This is a genomic window from Streptomyces sp. NBC_01465, from assembly GCF_036227325.1.
Classification (GTDB): domain Bacteria; phylum Actinomycetota; class Actinomycetes; order Streptomycetales; family Streptomycetaceae; genus Streptomyces.
Genome location: NZ_CP109467.1, coordinates 5768472 through 5783398, shown reverse-complemented (window position 1 = coordinate 5783398; position 14927 = coordinate 5768472). Strand labels below are relative to the sequence as shown.

General features: G+C 70.7%; 16 protein-coding genes and 1 tRNA gene. 5 read left to right on the top strand and 12 right to left on the bottom strand.

What is annotated here, in order from left to right; genetic code table 11:
- Window positions 1-102 precede the first annotated feature (102 nt).
- The 6 genes from thrB to OG707_RS27310 all read right to left on the bottom strand — a co-directional run bounded on the left by thrB (window position 103) and on the right by OG707_RS27310 (window position 6621).
- The gene (gene thrB / locus OG707_RS27335) at window positions 103-1020 is read right to left on the bottom strand and encodes a homoserine kinase (RefSeq protein ID WP_329122832.1); all 918 of its coding nucleotides are present in this window, start codon (window positions 1018-1020) and stop codon (window positions 103-105) included.
- A gap of 215 nt (window positions 1021-1235) precedes the next feature.
- A complete protein-coding gene (gene thrC / locus OG707_RS27330) occupies window positions 1236-2306 on the bottom strand; it encodes a threonine synthase (protein WP_329122830.1) in 1071 nt (356 codons plus the stop codon).
- A 7-nt stretch (window positions 2307-2313) separates the two neighbouring features.
- On the bottom strand, window positions 2314-3615 hold the full coding sequence (locus tag OG707_RS27325) for a homoserine dehydrogenase (protein ID WP_329122828.1): 1302 nt from the start codon (window positions 3613-3615) through the stop codon (window positions 2314-2316).
- Between the two features lie 95 nt (window positions 3616-3710).
- A complete protein-coding gene (lysA, locus tag OG707_RS27320; RefSeq protein WP_329122826.1) occupies window positions 3711-5102 on the bottom strand; it encodes a diaminopimelate decarboxylase in 1392 nt (463 codons plus the stop codon).
- A gap of 27 nt (window positions 5103-5129) precedes the next feature.
- Window positions 5130-6101, bottom strand: a complete 972-nt coding sequence (nrtL, locus tag OG707_RS27315; protein ID WP_329122825.1) for an ArgS-related anticodon-binding protein NrtL — start codon at window positions 6099-6101, stop codon at window positions 5130-5132.
- A 79-nt stretch (window positions 6102-6180) separates the two neighbouring features.
- On the bottom strand, window positions 6181-6621 hold the full coding sequence (locus tag OG707_RS27310; protein WP_329122823.1) for a response regulator: 441 nt from the start codon (window positions 6619-6621) through the stop codon (window positions 6181-6183).
- A 157-nt stretch (window positions 6622-6778) separates the two neighbouring features.
- On the opposite strand from OG707_RS27310, the gene OG707_RS27305 reads away from it, so the two are divergent.
- Window positions 6779-6850: transfer RNA gene (locus tag OG707_RS27305), tRNA-Arg, on the top strand.
- 82 nt (window positions 6851-6932) lie between these two features.
- Here OG707_RS27305 and OG707_RS27300 read toward each other — a convergent pair.
- The 5 genes from OG707_RS27300 to OG707_RS27280 form a co-directional block, all read right to left on the bottom strand.
- Window positions 6933-7550 (bottom strand): class F sortase, encoded by a 618-nt coding sequence (locus tag OG707_RS27300; RefSeq protein ID WP_329122821.1) that lies wholly within the window; start codon window positions 7548-7550, stop codon window positions 6933-6935.
- Window positions 7543-8727: a hypothetical protein gene (locus OG707_RS27295; RefSeq protein WP_329122819.1), complete on the bottom strand. Its 1185-nt coding sequence runs from the start codon at window positions 8725-8727 to the stop codon at window positions 7543-7545. The genes OG707_RS27300 and OG707_RS27295 overlap by 8 nt, the downstream gene beginning before the upstream one ends.
- A gap of 186 nt (window positions 8728-8913) precedes the next feature.
- Entirely contained in the window at window positions 8914-9951 is a 1038-nt protein-coding gene (locus OG707_RS27290) for a hypothetical protein (RefSeq protein WP_329122817.1), read from the bottom strand.
- A gap of 20 nt (window positions 9952-9971) precedes the next feature.
- Window positions 9972-10691, bottom strand: a complete 720-nt coding sequence (locus tag OG707_RS27285; RefSeq protein ID WP_329122815.1) for a VC0807 family protein — start codon at window positions 10689-10691, stop codon at window positions 9972-9974.
- A 75-nt stretch (window positions 10692-10766) separates the two neighbouring features.
- The gene (locus OG707_RS27280; RefSeq protein WP_329122813.1) at window positions 10767-11579 is read right to left on the bottom strand and encodes a nuclease-related domain-containing protein; all 813 of its coding nucleotides are present in this window, start codon (window positions 11577-11579) and stop codon (window positions 10767-10769) included.
- 97 nt (window positions 11580-11676) lie between these two features.
- Between OG707_RS27280 and OG707_RS27275 the strand changes: the two genes are divergently transcribed.
- The 4 genes from OG707_RS27275 to OG707_RS27260 all read left to right on the top strand — a co-directional run bounded on the left by OG707_RS27275 (window position 11677) and on the right by OG707_RS27260 (window position 14589).
- Complete coding sequence (locus OG707_RS27275) at window positions 11677-12189, top strand: protein-tyrosine phosphatase family protein (protein ID WP_329122810.1); 513 nt, start codon at window positions 11677-11679, stop codon at window positions 12187-12189.
- Between the two features lie 50 nt (window positions 12190-12239).
- On the top strand, window positions 12240-12539 hold the full coding sequence (locus tag OG707_RS27270) for a zinc-ribbon domain-containing protein (RefSeq protein WP_329122808.1): 300 nt from the start codon (window positions 12240-12242) through the stop codon (window positions 12537-12539).
- Window positions 12540-12628: 89 nt separating this feature from the next.
- Window positions 12629-13300 (top strand): hypothetical protein, encoded by a 672-nt coding sequence (locus OG707_RS27265; protein ID WP_329122806.1) that lies wholly within the window; start codon window positions 12629-12631, stop codon window positions 13298-13300.
- On the top strand, window positions 13297-14589 hold the full coding sequence (locus tag OG707_RS27260) for a HAMP domain-containing sensor histidine kinase (RefSeq protein ID WP_329122804.1): 1293 nt from the start codon (window positions 13297-13299) through the stop codon (window positions 14587-14589). The genes OG707_RS27265 and OG707_RS27260 overlap by 4 nt, the downstream gene beginning before the upstream one ends.
- On the opposite strand, the gene OG707_RS27255 is transcribed toward OG707_RS27260, so the two are convergent.
- Window positions 14578-14925 (bottom strand): SHOCT domain-containing protein, encoded by a 348-nt coding sequence (locus tag OG707_RS27255; protein WP_329122802.1) that lies wholly within the window; start codon window positions 14923-14925, stop codon window positions 14578-14580. The genes OG707_RS27260 and OG707_RS27255 overlap by 12 nt on opposite strands.
- Window positions 14926-14927: the final 2 nt, after the last annotated feature.

Below are 14927 nucleotides of genomic sequence, written 5' to 3'. Positions count from 1 at the left end.
GCACCGCGCCACAACGACGTCGAGTGCAGACTTGAGATTAACACTACCGGATCCAACAAACATTCCCCCTCTCCATACAGGCCAGCTGTGGCCTGGCGACACTTACGATCCGAGCGGCAGGACGCTCGCACCCGGGACGTCGAGAGCCAGCCGGTTGGCCGCCCATCCCTCGCCCGCCAGCCGTGCGACCTTGTCGGCCGCACCGTCCTCGACCAGTGCGAGGACCGTGGGGCCCGCACCGGAGATGACTGCAGGGACGCCGTCCGCGCGCAGTCGGTTGACCAGGGCCACGCTCTCCGGCATCGCGGGAGCACGGTACTCCTGGTGCAGTCGGTCCTCGGTCGCCGCGAGCAGCAGCTCGGGGCGCCGGGTCAGTGCTTCTACGAGGAGAGCCGCGCGGCCCGCGTTGACGGCGGCGTCCACATGCGGGACGGTCCGCGGCAGCAGGCCCCGTGCGGTCTCCGTCAGTACAGGCTTACCCGGTACGAAGACCACCGGAACGACGGAATCGGCGGGATCCATCCGGATCGCACGCGCCGCTCCCCCGTCGGTCCAGGCGAGGGTGAAGCCGCCGAGGAGACAGGCGGCGACGTTGTCGGGGTGGCCCTCGATCTCGGTGGCGAGCTCCAGCAGGGCCTCGTCGTCGAGCTTCTCGGCCCCGCCTATGGTCACGGCGCGGGCGGCGACGATCCCGGCGCAGATGGCGGCCGACGACGAGCCGAGGCCGCGGCCGTGCGGGATGCGGTTGGCGCAGACGATCTCCAGGCCGCGCGGCTGTCCGCCGAGCAGGTCGAAGGCGGTGCGCAGGGAGCGTACGAGCAGATGGCTCTCGTCGCGGGGCAGCGTCTCGGCGCCCTCGCCCGCGATGTCGATGTGCAGTCCGGAGTCGGCGACACGGACGACCACGTCGTCGTAGAGGCCGAGCGAGAGTCCGAAGGCGTCGAAGCCCGGTCCGAGGTTGGCGCTGGAAGCGGGGACGCGCACCCGGACGGCAGCGGCGCGGAAGGCGGGACCGGCCATCGCTCTGATGACTCTCCTTGTGAGACTGCAGACCTGGTGACGGCTGCGACATGTTCTGGAGCTGTGAATACCCAAAAGGCCTTGGCGGCAACTGCTCCGCGGCATATGCGGCGGGGCGGGTTGGGTACAGCCTATCGAAGGAAGGTTCTGTGGCGACATAGGGCGCACAGGAGGCGCACGATGCGTGTCGCGAGCCCCCTGTGCGCTCTTCCGTACTAGACCAGGCCGAGGCGCTCCGCGGCGGCGGCCGCGTCGACCGGGACCGTGACCGGCTGGGGAGCGCCGGCGACGGCCCAGTCGGGGTCCTTGAGGCCGTTGCCGGTCACCGTGCACACAATCTTCTGGCCGGGGTCGACCTTGCCCTCTTCGACGGCCTTGAGGAGACCTGCGACCGATGCGGCCGACGCGGGCTCGACGAAGACGCCCTCCTGGGCCGCCAACAGGCGGTAGGCGGACAGGATCTGACGGTCCGTGACCTCGTCGATGAAGCCGCCCGACTCGTCGCGCGCATCGAGGGCGTACTGCCAGGAGGCAGGGTTGCCGATGCGAATCGCGGTGGCGAGCGTCGAGGGGTCCTTGACGATCTCGCCGCGCACGATGGGCGCCGATCCCGAGGCCTGGAAGCCCCACATCCGGGGGGTGCGGGTGGAGATCGCGTCGGCCGCGTACTCCTTGTAGCCCTTCCAGTAGGCCGTGATGTTACCTGCGTTGCCCACGGGAAGGACGTGAATGTCCGGGGCGTCGCCGAGCGCGTCGACGATCTCGAACGCGGCGGTCTTCTGGCCCTCGATACGGACCGGGTTGACCGAATTGACCAGCGCCACCGGGTAGTTGTCCGAGAGCGAGCGGGCCAGGGTCAGGCAGTCGTCGAAGTTGCCGTCGACCTGGAGGATCTTGGCGCCGTGGACCAGCGCCTGGCCCATCTTGCCGATCGCGATCTTGCCCTGCGGCACGAGGACGGCGCAGACCATTCCGGCGCGTACCGCATAGGCGGCCGCGGAGGCGGAGGTGTTGCCGGTGGAGGCGCAGATGACCGCCTTCGCACCTTCCTCCTTGGCGCGGGTGATGGCCATCGTCATGCCGCGGTCCTTGAAGGACCCGGTGGGGTTGGCGCCCTCGACCTTGAGGTGCACCTCGCAGCCCGTGCGCTCGGAGAGGACCTGAGCGCGGACGAGCGGCGTGCCGCCCTCACCGAGGGTGACTACGGGCGTGGCGGCCGTGACCGGAAGCCGGTCCCGGTACTCCTCGATGATGCCGCGCCACTGGTGGGTGCCGTTGGTGGTCATGGGTCCCTTACTCCCCTTCAACACGCATGATGCTGGCGACACCGCGCACGGTGTCGAGCTTGCGCAGTGCCTCGACGGTCCCGGAGAGGGCGGCGTCGGGTGCGCGGTGGGTGACGACGACGAGCGATGCCTCGCCGGCGCTGTCCTGTCGGCCCTGCTGTCGGACGGTATCGATCGATACGCCCTGCTCGGCGAAGACCGTCGCCACCTGGGCGAGCACGCCCGGCTTGTCGGCCACGTCGAGACTGATGTGGTAGCGCGTGACCACGTCGCCCATGGGGCTGACGGGCAGACGCGTGTACGCGGACTCGCCGGGTCCGGTCGACTCGTTGAGCTTGTTGCGGCAGACCGCGACCAGGTCGCCGAGGACGGCGGACGCGGTGGGCGAGCCGCCGGCGCCGGGGCCGTAGAACATCAGCTGGCCGGCCGCCTCGGCCTCGACGAAGACCGCGTTGTACGCCTCGCGTACGGAAGCCAGCGGGTGGGTCAGCGGGATCATCGCGGGGTGGACGCGGGCCGTGACGGACTTGCCGTCGGCGGCGCGCTCGCAGATCGCGAGGAGTTTGACCGTACAGCCCATGCGCTTGGCGGATGCGATGTCGGCGGCGGTGACCTCGGTGAGGCCCTCTCGGTAGACCTCGCTCATGCGGACGCGGGTGTGGAAGGCGATTCCGGCGAGGATGGCGGCCTTGGCGGCGGCGTCGAAGCCCTCGACGTCGGCGGTGGGGTCGGCCTCTGCGTACCCGAGGGCGGTGGCCTCGTCGAGCGCCTCGGAGTAGCCGGCGCCGGAGGAGTCCATCTTGTCGAGGATGAAGTTCGTGGTGCCGTTGACGATGCCCAGGACGCGGTTGACCTTGTCGCCGGCGAGGGACTCGCGCAGCGGGCGTACGAGCGGGATCGCACCGGCGACGGCGGCCTCGTAGTAGAGGTCCTTGCCGTGCTCCTCGGCCTTGGCGTGCAGGGCCGCGCCGTCCTCGGCGAGCAGCGCCTTGTTGGCCGAGACGACGGATGCGCCGTGCTCGAAGGCGGTGGTGATCAGGGTGCGGGCGGGCTCGATGCCGCCGATGACCTCGATGACGACGTCGATGTCCCCGCGTTTGACCAGGGCCGTCGCATCGGTGGTGATCAGCGCGGGGTCGATGCCCTCGCGGACCTTGGAGGGGAGGCGGACGGCTACGCCGGCGAGCTCGACAGGGGCCCCGATGCGGGCCGTGAGGTCGTCGGCGTGCGTCGTCATGATGCGGGCCACCTCTGAGCCGACCACTCCACAGCCCAGCAGCGCCACCTTCAGCGGACGCGTACGCATCATCCGACCTCACTTCTTTTACTTCTACGGTGTGGACCAGTCTCACTCACCGGACGGGAGTTTCTATCCCCCGTCCGGATCCTGAGACTGCTATTTCATCAGCCGACATCGAGACGCAGGAGATCTTCCTCTGTCTCGCGCCGGACGATCACGCGCGCCTGGCCGTCGCGGACCGCGACGACGGGCGGGCGGAGTGCGTGGTTGTAGTTGCTCGCCATGGAGCGGCAGTACGCGCCGGTGGCGGGGACCGCGATCAGGTCGCCGGGGGCGAGGTCCGCGGGGAGGAAGGCGTCCTTGACGACGATGTCGCCGCTCTCGCAGTGCTTGCCGACCACACGGACCAGCATGGGCTCGGCGGTGGAGGTGCGCGAGACGAGGGCGACCGTGTACTCGGCGTCGTAGAGCGCGGTGCGGATGTTGTCGGACATGCCGCCGTCGACGCTGACGTAGGTGCGCAGGCCTTCGAGGGGCTTGATGGTGCCGACCTCGTACAGCGTGAAGGCCGTCGGGCCGACGATCGCGCGGCCCGGCTCGACCGAGATGCGGGGGCTGCGCAGGCTCGCGGACTCGCACTCGCGCGTCACGATCTCGCCGAGCGCCTTGGCGATCTCCTGCGGCTCGCGCGGGTCGTCGTCGGAGGTGTACGCGATGCCGAGGCCGCCGCCGAGGTCGATCTCGGGGAGCTCGACGCCGTGCTCGTCGCGGATCTCGGCGAGGAGCTGGACGACGCGGCGGGCGGAGACCTCGAAGCCGGCCATGTCGAAGATCTGCGAGCCGATGTGGCTGTGGATACCGAGGAGTTCGAGCCCGTCGAGCTTGAGCGCGCGGCGTACGGCCTCGGCCGCCTGGCCGCCCGCGAGCGCGATCCCGAACTTCTGGTCCTCGTGCGCGGTGGCGATGAACTCGTGGGTGTGCGCCTCGACTCCGACGGTGACGCGGATCAGGACGGGCTGGCGCTTGCCGAGGCTCTGCGCGATGTGCGCGACGCGGACGATCTCCTGGAAGGAGTCGAGGACGATACGGCCGACGCCCGCGCGGACGGCGCGCTCGATCTCCTCGACGGTCTTGTTGTTGCCGTGGAAGGCGATGCGCTCGGCGGGCATTCCGGCGTCGAGGGCGGTGGTCAGCTCGCCGCCGGAACAGACGTCGAGGTTGAGTCCTTCTTCCTGCAGCCAGCGGACGACGGCACGGGAGAGGAAGGCCTTACCGGCGTAGAAGACGTCGGCGTCCTGGCCGAAGGCGTCGGCCCAGGCGCGGCAGCGGGCGCGGAAGTCCGCTTCGTCGAGGAAGTACGCAGGGGTGCCGAACTCCTCGGCGAGGCGGGTCACTTCGAGGCCGGCGACGGTCACGACGCCGTCGTCGTTGCGGCCGACGGTCCGCGACCAGACCTTCTCGTCAAGGGAGTTGAGGTCGGCGGGCGGCGCGGCGTAGTGCCCGTCGGGGAGTACGTCGGCGTGGCGGGGCCCTGCGGGGTGGGCGGAACGGCTCATCTCTTCGCTCTCTCAGACTCTTCGTACTCAGATGAATTCGGGTGCGCTGATGCCGAGCAGGGACAGGCCGCCTGCGAGCACCGTCCCGGCGGCCTCGGCGAGGGCCAGCCGGGAGCGGTGGGCGGCCGAGGGTTTCTCGTCGCCCAGGGGCAGCACGGCGGGACACAGGTCGAGGAGCGCGTCGGCGGTGGTGACCAGGTGCCGGGCGAGGCGGTCGGGGGCGCGGTGGCGGGCGGCGGCCTCGAGGACGGCGGGGTGGTCGGCCAGGGCGGTGAGGAGGGTGGGGGCGTCGACCGTCTCTTCGTACGCGCCGCTGAAGCCCAGGTCGTGGGCGTTGCGGGTGAGGGCGCGGCTGCGGGAGTACGCGTACCGGACCCGGAAGAGGGGGTTGCTCTCGCGCTGGGCGAGCAGTTCGCCGCCGGTGTACGGGTGGTCGTGGGCGGCGGGCCGCAGCATGCCCCAGCGGGCGGCGTCGGCGCCGAGGCGGGCTTGCGCGTCGATGGGGAGCGGCACGGCCCGGAGTGTTTCGGGGGCGCCGGGGACGACGGCGGCGGTCGCGCCCTGAGAGCGCAGCAGCCGGACGACGGTCTCGGTGACGGCGGCGGCGCGCGGCTCGTCGGCGGGTGCCAGGGGTGCGTCGGTGCCGGCGAGGGCTTCGCCGTGTCCGTAGCGCAGCCCCTGGGCGAGGACGGTGCGTACGAGCGCGGCCGAGCCGTCCCCGGCGAGCGTGAAGTTCAGGAACCCGGGGCCCGTGATCTCCACGGCGGCGATGCCCGGGGTGGCGGCGATGCGCTGCCGGAGCGTCTCGGCGACCGCGCGGGGCGGCATGCCCGCAGGTCCGGCCAGCTGGAGGGCGGCGTTGGTGGCGTAGTCCCCCTGGCCTCCGGGCCGCGACCGCTCGACCTTGACGGACTCCGGGACGGCCACGCGCAGGGCACCCTCGTCGACCGCGGTGCGCACGGCGCGCACGACGGTACGGGAGAGATCTGCGGGGGTCACGGGACCAGCGTATGGGAGAAGGGGGGTCCCTTCGCGAACCGGTTTCGCCATCCGGTCGCCGAGGCCCCCGCTCGTGCCGTCAGCCGCGCGCGCTCCCCGCACGCCCGGCTCGCTGTTGATGCCTGCCGTCGACGGACGGCGGCGCCTCCCGGTGCATCAGCTGCCGCACCAGCCGGACCAGCTCGGAGGGCTCGAAGGGCTTGGCGAGGAAGGCGTCCACGCCGGCGGCGACACCGGTCTCCACCTCGTACTGCGTACAAGCACTGACGATGGCTACCGGCAGCCCGCTCGTCAGCGGATCGGAGCGGAGCCGGGCGGCGGTGCGGAGTCCGTCCAGGCGCGGCATCACGACGTCGAGGGTGATCACATCCGGGTTCACACGGTGGACGACGTCCAGGCATTCGGCACCATCGGCCGCGGTCACCACCTCGAAGCCCTCCAGCTCGAGATTGACCCTGATCAGCTGCCGGATGACCTTGTTGTCGTCGACGACAAGCACCCGGCCGGACGCGCCCGACACAACTCCGAGGGTAGGTCCGCCACCACGGCCGCGTCCGGGTTTTGCCCACTTCCACCCCCTCCGGGGTACCGCCCCCGCACCCCGCGGAAAAGCCGTTCCTGGCCACCCCCGCTGAACTGGTAGGGTTCTACCCGTCGCCGCTTCACCGCAGCGATACGCCCCCGTAGCTCAGGGGATAGAGCATCGGCCTCCGGAGCCGGGTGCGCAGGTTCGAATCCTGCCGGGGGCACCTTTTACGAGGTGCCCAAGACCCCGCCATCAGCGGTTTCGCTGAGAACGGGGTCTTCGCGTATCTGCAGGCGATTTTGGGGTCAGGCCTTGCCGGCGAAGTGGGCGTAGACCACCACGTTGGAGTCCCAGTGACGTTCCTCGGTGAGGCTGCCGCCGCAGGTGATCAGGCGTAGTTCGGGGTGGGTCGTGCTGCCGTAGACCTTGTTCGTGGGGAAGTCGAGCTTCTTGTACGTGTCCACCGCGTCCACCGTGAACACCGCCGTGGTGCCGTCCTCCCTGTGGACCTTGATCTGTTCGTTCTTCTTGAGCTTCTTGAGGTTGTAGAAGACCGCCTCGGGCTGCTGGGCCGTGTCCATGTGGCCGACGATCGCCGAGGTGCCCTTCTCGCCGGGGGTGGGGCCCTGCTTGTACCAGTCCGCCTGCATCGGCTTGTCCATCGGCGGGGTTTCCATCACGCCCTTGGCGTCCAGGCCCACCGTGCCCAGGTCCGCGTCGACCTTGATGTCCGGGATGGAGATGTGGTCCGGGACGGACGGGGACAGGGCGGTGGTGCGGGTGACCGGGGTGGTTTTCGGGGTGCTGGTCGAGGGGGTCGACGAGCAGCCTGTGGCCAGGGTCACCGCCACCGCGGCGGTGACCGCCAGGGCGGCCGCGTGGTGGACGCGGCCGCCCCGGCGGACCTTGGGCGCCTCAGCCATTGTGGCGACGGCGCAGGACCGCGGCACCGGTCAGGGCCGCTACGCCGAGGCCTGCCGCGCCGGCGATCATGCCGGTGCTGACGCCGTCCTGGGACGACGCGGCCGGGGCCTGGCCGGTGTTGACCGAGCCGCGCGGGGTCTTGTGGTGGGTGGGGTTGAGCGGGACCGTCTTCTTGTCGTTCGTGGTGTGCTTCGCGTCGTTGGCGACCCCGAACTTCACCGAGTCGATCTTCTTGTTGCCGAGGTAGCCGTCCACGCGGTAGTAGCCCGACTTCGTGTTCTTCGAGACCGTCGCCGTGCCGTGGAAGGTGTTCTCGCCGGACTTCACCAGCGACACCTTGCCGCCGAACGCGTCCGACTCGACCGATGCCGCCGTGCCGCTGCCCTTGATCGTGACGCCTACCTTGTCGCCCGGCTTGCCGCCGTCCGTCGACAGGGACAGGGACGGCTGGACCGGGGTGGGCTTGGGGGCGGGGGTGGCGTCGTTCGCCACGCCGAACTTCGCCGAGTCGATCTTGCTGCCGTCGAGGAAGCCGTCCACTCGGTAGTAGCCCGACTTCGTGTTCTTCGAGACCGTCGCCGTGCCGTGGAAGGTGTTCTCGCCGGACTTCGTCAGGGCCACCTTGCCGCCGAACGCGTCCGACTCGACCGATGCCGCGGCGCCCTTGCCCTTGATCGTGACGCCTACCTTGTCGCCCGGCTTGCCGCCGTCCGTCGACAGGGACAGGGAGGGCTTGGTGGGGTCGGGCTTCACGATCGGGTCCGTGTTCACCGACAGCGTGGCCGACGCCTGCTGCGCGGTGTCCGGGAAGTTGGCGATCGCGTTGACCTGGTACGTACCGAACTTGGCGTCCTTCGCGATGGTCGCCGTGGCGATCCACGTGTCGCCGGCCTTGCTCGCCTGCGCGACCTGGATGTTGTCCAGGCCGTCGGAGGAGACGGAGACCTTGTCGGCCTTGGCCTCGGTCTTCACCGTGACCGTGATCTTGTCGCCGGGCTTGCCGCTCGTCTTGGAGAGGCGTACCTGGACGGCCTCCTGCGGCTGGTCGGGCGTCGTCGAGGTGGAGGTCACGGGCGCCGGCGCCGGAGCTCCGTCGGCGGCGAACGCGGTCGCCGGCGCGGCGACGGCGAGCGAAGCGGCGACCGCTATGGCCGAGACGGTGTATGCCTTGCGCATGAGAGAACCTCCTAGTAGCGACCTGAGGCTTTTTGTCCAGGTACACCGCTTATGAGGGGCTCTGTCGTGCGGCGGTTCACTCGGTTCCGGGGCCGGAAAATCAGCACGGCCAAAGGTCCGGGACCTGTCCCGGACCGGCTGAACTGGGGTTTTTGAGCTGGTTGAGAACGTCTCTTTGCTTCTGTATTAAGGCCTTACGTCCCGGCGCGCATAGCGCTCGGCCATCGTGCGGAAGACCTCCTTGGGCTCCCAGTTCATGTCCGGGTACGCCGTCCCCTTCCCGCCCGCGTCCAGCATCTTCACCACTCCGTACGTGGCCATGTCCAGGTCGTGGCGCGGGTCCCCGGGGCGGTGCACGGACCCATATCCGGCGAAGGTGAACCAGAAGGCGGCGTCCAGGCCCTCCTCCTCGAAGACCGTGAGGAGCTCGTCGAGGTAGCGGGACTGTTCGGACTCGTCGCGTACGTAGTCGCCGTTCAGGGCCGGCGGCTGCGCCTCGTGGTCGACGACCGCCCAGCCGCTGCCGCCACGGTCCCCCGCCCCCTGGTAGGTGCAGCAGCCGAACTCCGTCGCCGCGACGGGCTTGCCGTGCGCGAGGTGGCCGCGGATCTCCTCGCGGAAGGTGTTCTTGTTGTACTCGGCCCGGTAGGCGTCCACGCCCACGATGTCGAAGGGGGTCCAGTCGATGTGCTCCCAGGGGCCGGCCGCGTAGGTGATCCTGCCGCCGAAGCGGGGGCGCACCGCGGCGGCCACGTCGGCCATGAAGGTGCTCAACCGGCCGAGCACAGCGGGGAGTTCGGTGCCGTACCAGGCGCGGTCGGCGTTCGTGAGGGCGTCGATCCGCTCCATCAGGCCTTCGCCCGGCAGGAAGCCCGGGTTGAAGAGGGAGATCTCGCAGCCGGTCACATAGACCACCTCGGCGCCGGTCCCGCGGATCGCCTCGGCCCGGTCGGCGCAGTCGGTCAGTACCGCAAGGAGCTCATCGGCGGGGAGGTCGCAGGGGAAGGGCGCGAACCAGATCTCCAGGCCCGCCGCCGCCGCGGCCTCGGCGGCCGCCGTGAGGCGCTCGGGGTCGCCGCCGGAGATGCGGACCGCGTCGCAGTGCAGGTCCTCGGCGATGATCTGCATCTCGCGCCGGACGGTGGCCGCGTCGAATTCCGTACGGGAGGACTCGGGGCCGGTGGGGGTGAAGCCGGTGTCGTAGTTGATGCCGTGGCGTCGCATGGTGGGGTCTCTTCTCTCGGTCAGACAGTCGCGGGGGTGAAGGTGGTCTCGGGGGCCGCCTCGGCCGTCTCCGCCGCGATGAGCTTCTCCATCGGGTTCACGGCGACCACGCTGCCGATGACCATGGCGATCAGGATGGCGCCGCCGGTGAACACTCCGCCGAGCCAGACCATGGTGTCGACGGGGAGCGTGTAGGCGCCCACCACGCGCACAACGCACTCGCCGAGCAGCGCGGTTCCCCAGATGAGCGAGAACCGCGACTCGATACGGCGGAAGGCGGTCGACTCGGCCGAAAGCCGGTCCCAGGCCTCGGACTTGGCGCTGTCGGCCTTCACCAGCCAGGGCTTGAGGCCGGCCGTCATCATCGGGCGGCCGAGAGCCACGGAGACCAGGATGCCGATGCCGACCGTGGAGCTGACCGCGCTGTCCTTGGCGAGCATGAGCCGGGGGTCGCCGGTGAGGAAGGTGAGCGCCAGGCCGACCACGTTGACCACCAGCATCAGCGCGGCGAGGCCGTTGAGCTGCCGCTCCTTGATCAGGCCCCAGATCGTGCGGGCGGCGGGGACGACGCTGCTCCAGGCGAGGGCGGAGACGGTGGACATGCCCTCGTGCTTGAGGAGGTAGTAGCCGGCCGTCGGGATGACGGCGTCCACGATCAGCGGGCCGAAGTTCTTCTTCGCGTTGTCGGCGTTGCTGGTGGCGGTGGCGTTTCCTGCTGCGGCGTTCCCCTTGATTTCCATGGCTACAGCCTGCCGGGCAAGGGGAGTTGGGCATCAGATGCGACTGTCCCGTACTGGGCAGGACATTTGTCACGGTCATGCCCGGAGCCATGTCCTCCGGTCCCGCGCCGTGGCGTGCAGCGCCTCGATGTCCGCGGGCTTCAGTACGCCGCCGAGCCGCGCCAGCGCCTCCACGTCCCCCTCGCCGTCGCGCAGGATCCGTACGTTCCCCGCGCCCGCCCCGGGTGCGACCTCCACCCGCGCCGCCCCGACCAGACCCAGCACCGGCCGGACCGCCGCCGCGAGTGCGAGGGACGCCCGCTCGGCCTCCCTGCGTGCCCAGCGGAGCTGCGGTTCGGGCTCGGTGCGGCCGACGGTGACCAGGGGGTCGGCGATGCGGACCCGCAACTTCCTTACGTACAGCGTGCGTACGGTCATGATCCCTGCCGGGCCGATCAGCAGGTGGTCGATGTGCCCCCCGCCCGGCAGCGGCACCGAGTGCAGCACCCGCCAGCCCGCGCCCTCGAGACCGTCGAGCCGCTCCCCCAGCGCCTGCTGCGCGACCAGCGCGCCCCGCCGCGGGTCGGCACGGAACCGCGAGGGCGGTGCGGCGCCGTCCAGTACGGCGTGGAGCGCCTCGCCGGGGCGGTTGGGCGCCAGGTCGTCGTCGGGGTGCAGGGTGAGCAGCGCGAGGTCGGCCGGGGTCGGCACGGGAGGGGGGCCGACGGTGAACTCCCCTGTCAGGAAAGGCCGCAGGGCCTCCAGGACCGCTTCCCTCTGTTCGTCGAAGAGCAGGCTGACCCTGCTCGTGTCACGGTCGTACCAGGCGACGTTCCTGCCGTCCGGCAGGCCCACGTACAGCCGTTCCTGACTGTGCCGCCACGCCGGGGTGATCCTCAGACCGGTCATGCCGCATCACCTCATCCCACCCACGACCATGGGAACAGCACACAGGGCGGAGGGGCAATAACCAGGTTACCGTTGAGGTGAGTTGAGGGGGTTGACCTTGCGCGTGCGCAGGAGGGACGACGGGGACGTTCCGGCACCGGACACGGCCTGGGACGAGATCGTTCCGGGGCTGTGGATGGGCGGGCACGCCTTCTTCCGTCCGGAGACAGGGCTTGAACTGGCCGTCGTACGCGACGAGTTCGACGTCGTACTGAGTCTGCTGCGCCGCCCGGGCCACGGCCCGCCGCCCGGCGTGGAGCACCATGTGCACGAGATCCCCGACGCCCCGCTCGACGAGGCGCAGGTGGACGGGGTGATCCGGCTCGCGGAGATCGCGCAGCTCTCGCTGGGGCTCGGGCGGAGCGTACTGGTGCGCTGCCACTCCGGGTACAACCGCTCGGGGCTGGTCGTCGCGCACACGCTCATCCGGTCGGGGCGCACCCCCGAGGAGGCGATCGCGCTGGTCAGACAGCGCCGGTCGCGGTGGGCACTGCACAATCCGGTCTTCGAGGAGTATCTGGACACGGGGCTGGACGTGGTCCGTCTGCTTGCGGGATTGTCCGAGCCGTAGCCTGTACGCGGCCAGTACGGGCCGGGTATGACCGAGGAGGGGACCACGGCATGATCATTTTCGGTACCAGGGGGTACCTGTACCAGCTGGCGATGCTGACGCTGGTGTGCGGGCACTGCGGCAATCCGGCCGCGCACACGCTGCGCAAGCGCGTCACCAAGTTCACGCTGTTCTTCGTGCCGCTGTTCCCGATCTCGGTGAAGTACACGACGCAGTGCACGTTCTGCGGCATGGAGCAGAAGATCACCAAGGAGCAGGCGGACGGGCTCCAGGCGCAGCCGCAGCAGCAGGCGTACGGGCAGCAGGACGCCCCGCAGCAGCAGGCCGGCCAGAACCCGTACCAGGGCTGAGCGGGACGCATCCCGGCCCCGGCGCGAGGATGCGCCGGGGCCGCTGCCGTTACAGGCTGGGCTGGATGCACTCGTACGGAAGGAGAGCCTTGCGCCGCCGCCACCGCCCCGCAGCCGGAGCAGCACCGCTGACCGCGACGGTCGCGCTGCTCGTCGCCGTGTGCGCGGGATGCGGCACCTCGGGCGATCTGCAGAGCGCGGGCGCGACCCCGACCGCCGTGGGGCCCACTCAGCTGTGGCCCACCCTGACGCCCGCCTCCGTACAGCCGTCGGGGCCGCCGTCGAGCGCCTCCGAGTCCGTGCCGGGGATCAAGGTGAAGGGCGACGACGTGCACACGGTGGATCCGGCCAAGGTGGTGCGCGCCGATCCGACCACGTCCGGCTTCATCGCCGACGGTGATGTGCTCAAGCCGTACTACCGGGATCTGACGGGCGACAGCCGCGACGAGCTGATCACCGGCATCACGCTGCCCGACGGCCAGCTGGCGATCAACTGCTACTGGGCCCACAACGGCGAGCTGCTGCGCATCATGGACACGGTCGACGACGTGATCAGCGTCGAGCTGGCCGACCGCGACGTGATCATCCGCGATCCCGCGGGGCTGCCCGGCTACGAGTACCGGACCTCGTGGTCCTGGGACTCCAGCCAGCGCGCGATGCTCCCCACCCGGGACGAGATCCTGCGCGTCGCCCCCCAGAAGTCCCCGGCGCCGCTGTCCTCCGCGCGCCCGGCCAGACCCCGGCGGGCGAGCGCGGAATGAGGATCCGTCTCGCACCGTCCTGGGCGGCCTCGCTCACCTGGAAGGCCGCGGTCTTCATCACGGTGATGTCCTGCATGCTGGCCGCGCTGCTCGGCGGTCTGGTGCATGCGTCGGTGACGCACCAGACGGTCACCCAGGCCCGTGAGAAGGCGCTCGACCGGCTGTCGGAGACCGTGGAGGCGTACCAGGACGGCGAGCCGCTCCCCTGGCGTTCCGGCATCGACCCGCCCGATCTGCCGCCCACCCTGCACGACCTCGCCCTGAAGGGGCAGCGCGGCACGATGGTGGCCGACCGGGGCGGGCGGACGGTGATGTGGGCGGCGGGCCCCGCCGACGGGAAGGTGATCGCCACCGCCGTCGACTACAGCCAGAGCGCGAAGACCATCACCAACCTGGACCAGTCGATCCTCGCCTCCTCGGTCCTGGCCATCGGCGCCACGCTCCTCATCGGCGCCTTCACCGTCACCCGGATCACCCGCCGGCTGCGCAAGGCCGCGCTGGTCGCGGGCCGGATCAGCACAGGCGACCTGGACGCGCGCGTCAACGACCCCAGGGCCAGGGGGCCGCGCCGCCGGCAGGACGAGGTGGCGATCCTGTCGGGGGCGCTGGACACCATGGCCTCCTCGCTGCAGCGCAAGCTGGAGAGCGAGCAGCGCTTCACCGCCGATGTGGCGCACGAGCTGCGCACCCCGCTGACCGGACTGCACGCGGCTGCCGAACTGCTGCCGCCGGGCCGCCCCTCGGAGCTGGTGCAGGACCGCGTACGGGTGCTGCGCTCGCTCACCGAGGACCTGCTGGAGATCTCCCGGCTCGACGCGGGGAGCGAGACGGTCGACCTCGCCTTCCACCTCCTGCCGCCGATCGCCGAGCGGGTGGCCCTCGCCGCGGGGGCGGGCACGGAGGTACGGGTGGGGAGGGCGGCCCGCGTGGAGAGCGACAAGCGGCGCCTGGAGCGGGTCATCGGCAATCTGGTCGGCAATGCGCACAAGCACGGGCGGGCGCCGGTGGTGGTGAGCGTGGAGGGGCCCGTGGTGACCGTGCGGGACCACGGCGCGGGATATCCGGAGTATCTGCTGGAGCACGGGCCGCAGCGGTTCCGTACGAACGCCGAGACCAAGGGGCACGGTCTCGGGCTGACCATCGCGGTCGGGCAGGCGGCGGTGATCGGGGCCGAGCTCGTCTTCCGCAACGCGGAGGAGGCGGAGGGCGGCGGCGCGGAGGCCCGGCTCACGCTGCCCGAGTACGTGAGCTTCGACGACACCGCCGCCGGGGCCGGGTCAGACGCCTAGCAGCTTCGCCTTCGCGGCCGCGAACTCCTCGGGCGTGAGCAGGCCTTGCTGTGCCATCTGCCCCAACTGGGCCAGCCGGTCGGCGACATCGCCGCCGGAGGCGGGGGCGGCGGGCGCGGGCGCGACGGCCGGCATCGGCTGCTGGTACTGGGGCTGGGACTGCTGCGCCTGGAGGTCCTGGATCGCGGCGTTCTGGTCCTGCTCGTTCTGCGCGCGCCGGGCGTTGTTCTTGCCGACGGCGTACGCCGCGCCGCCCACCAGCGCACCGCGCAGCAGCGGGGCGCCCCGTGGGCGCATGACGGGACGGACCATCGGTCGCATGGGTCGGATGAACATGG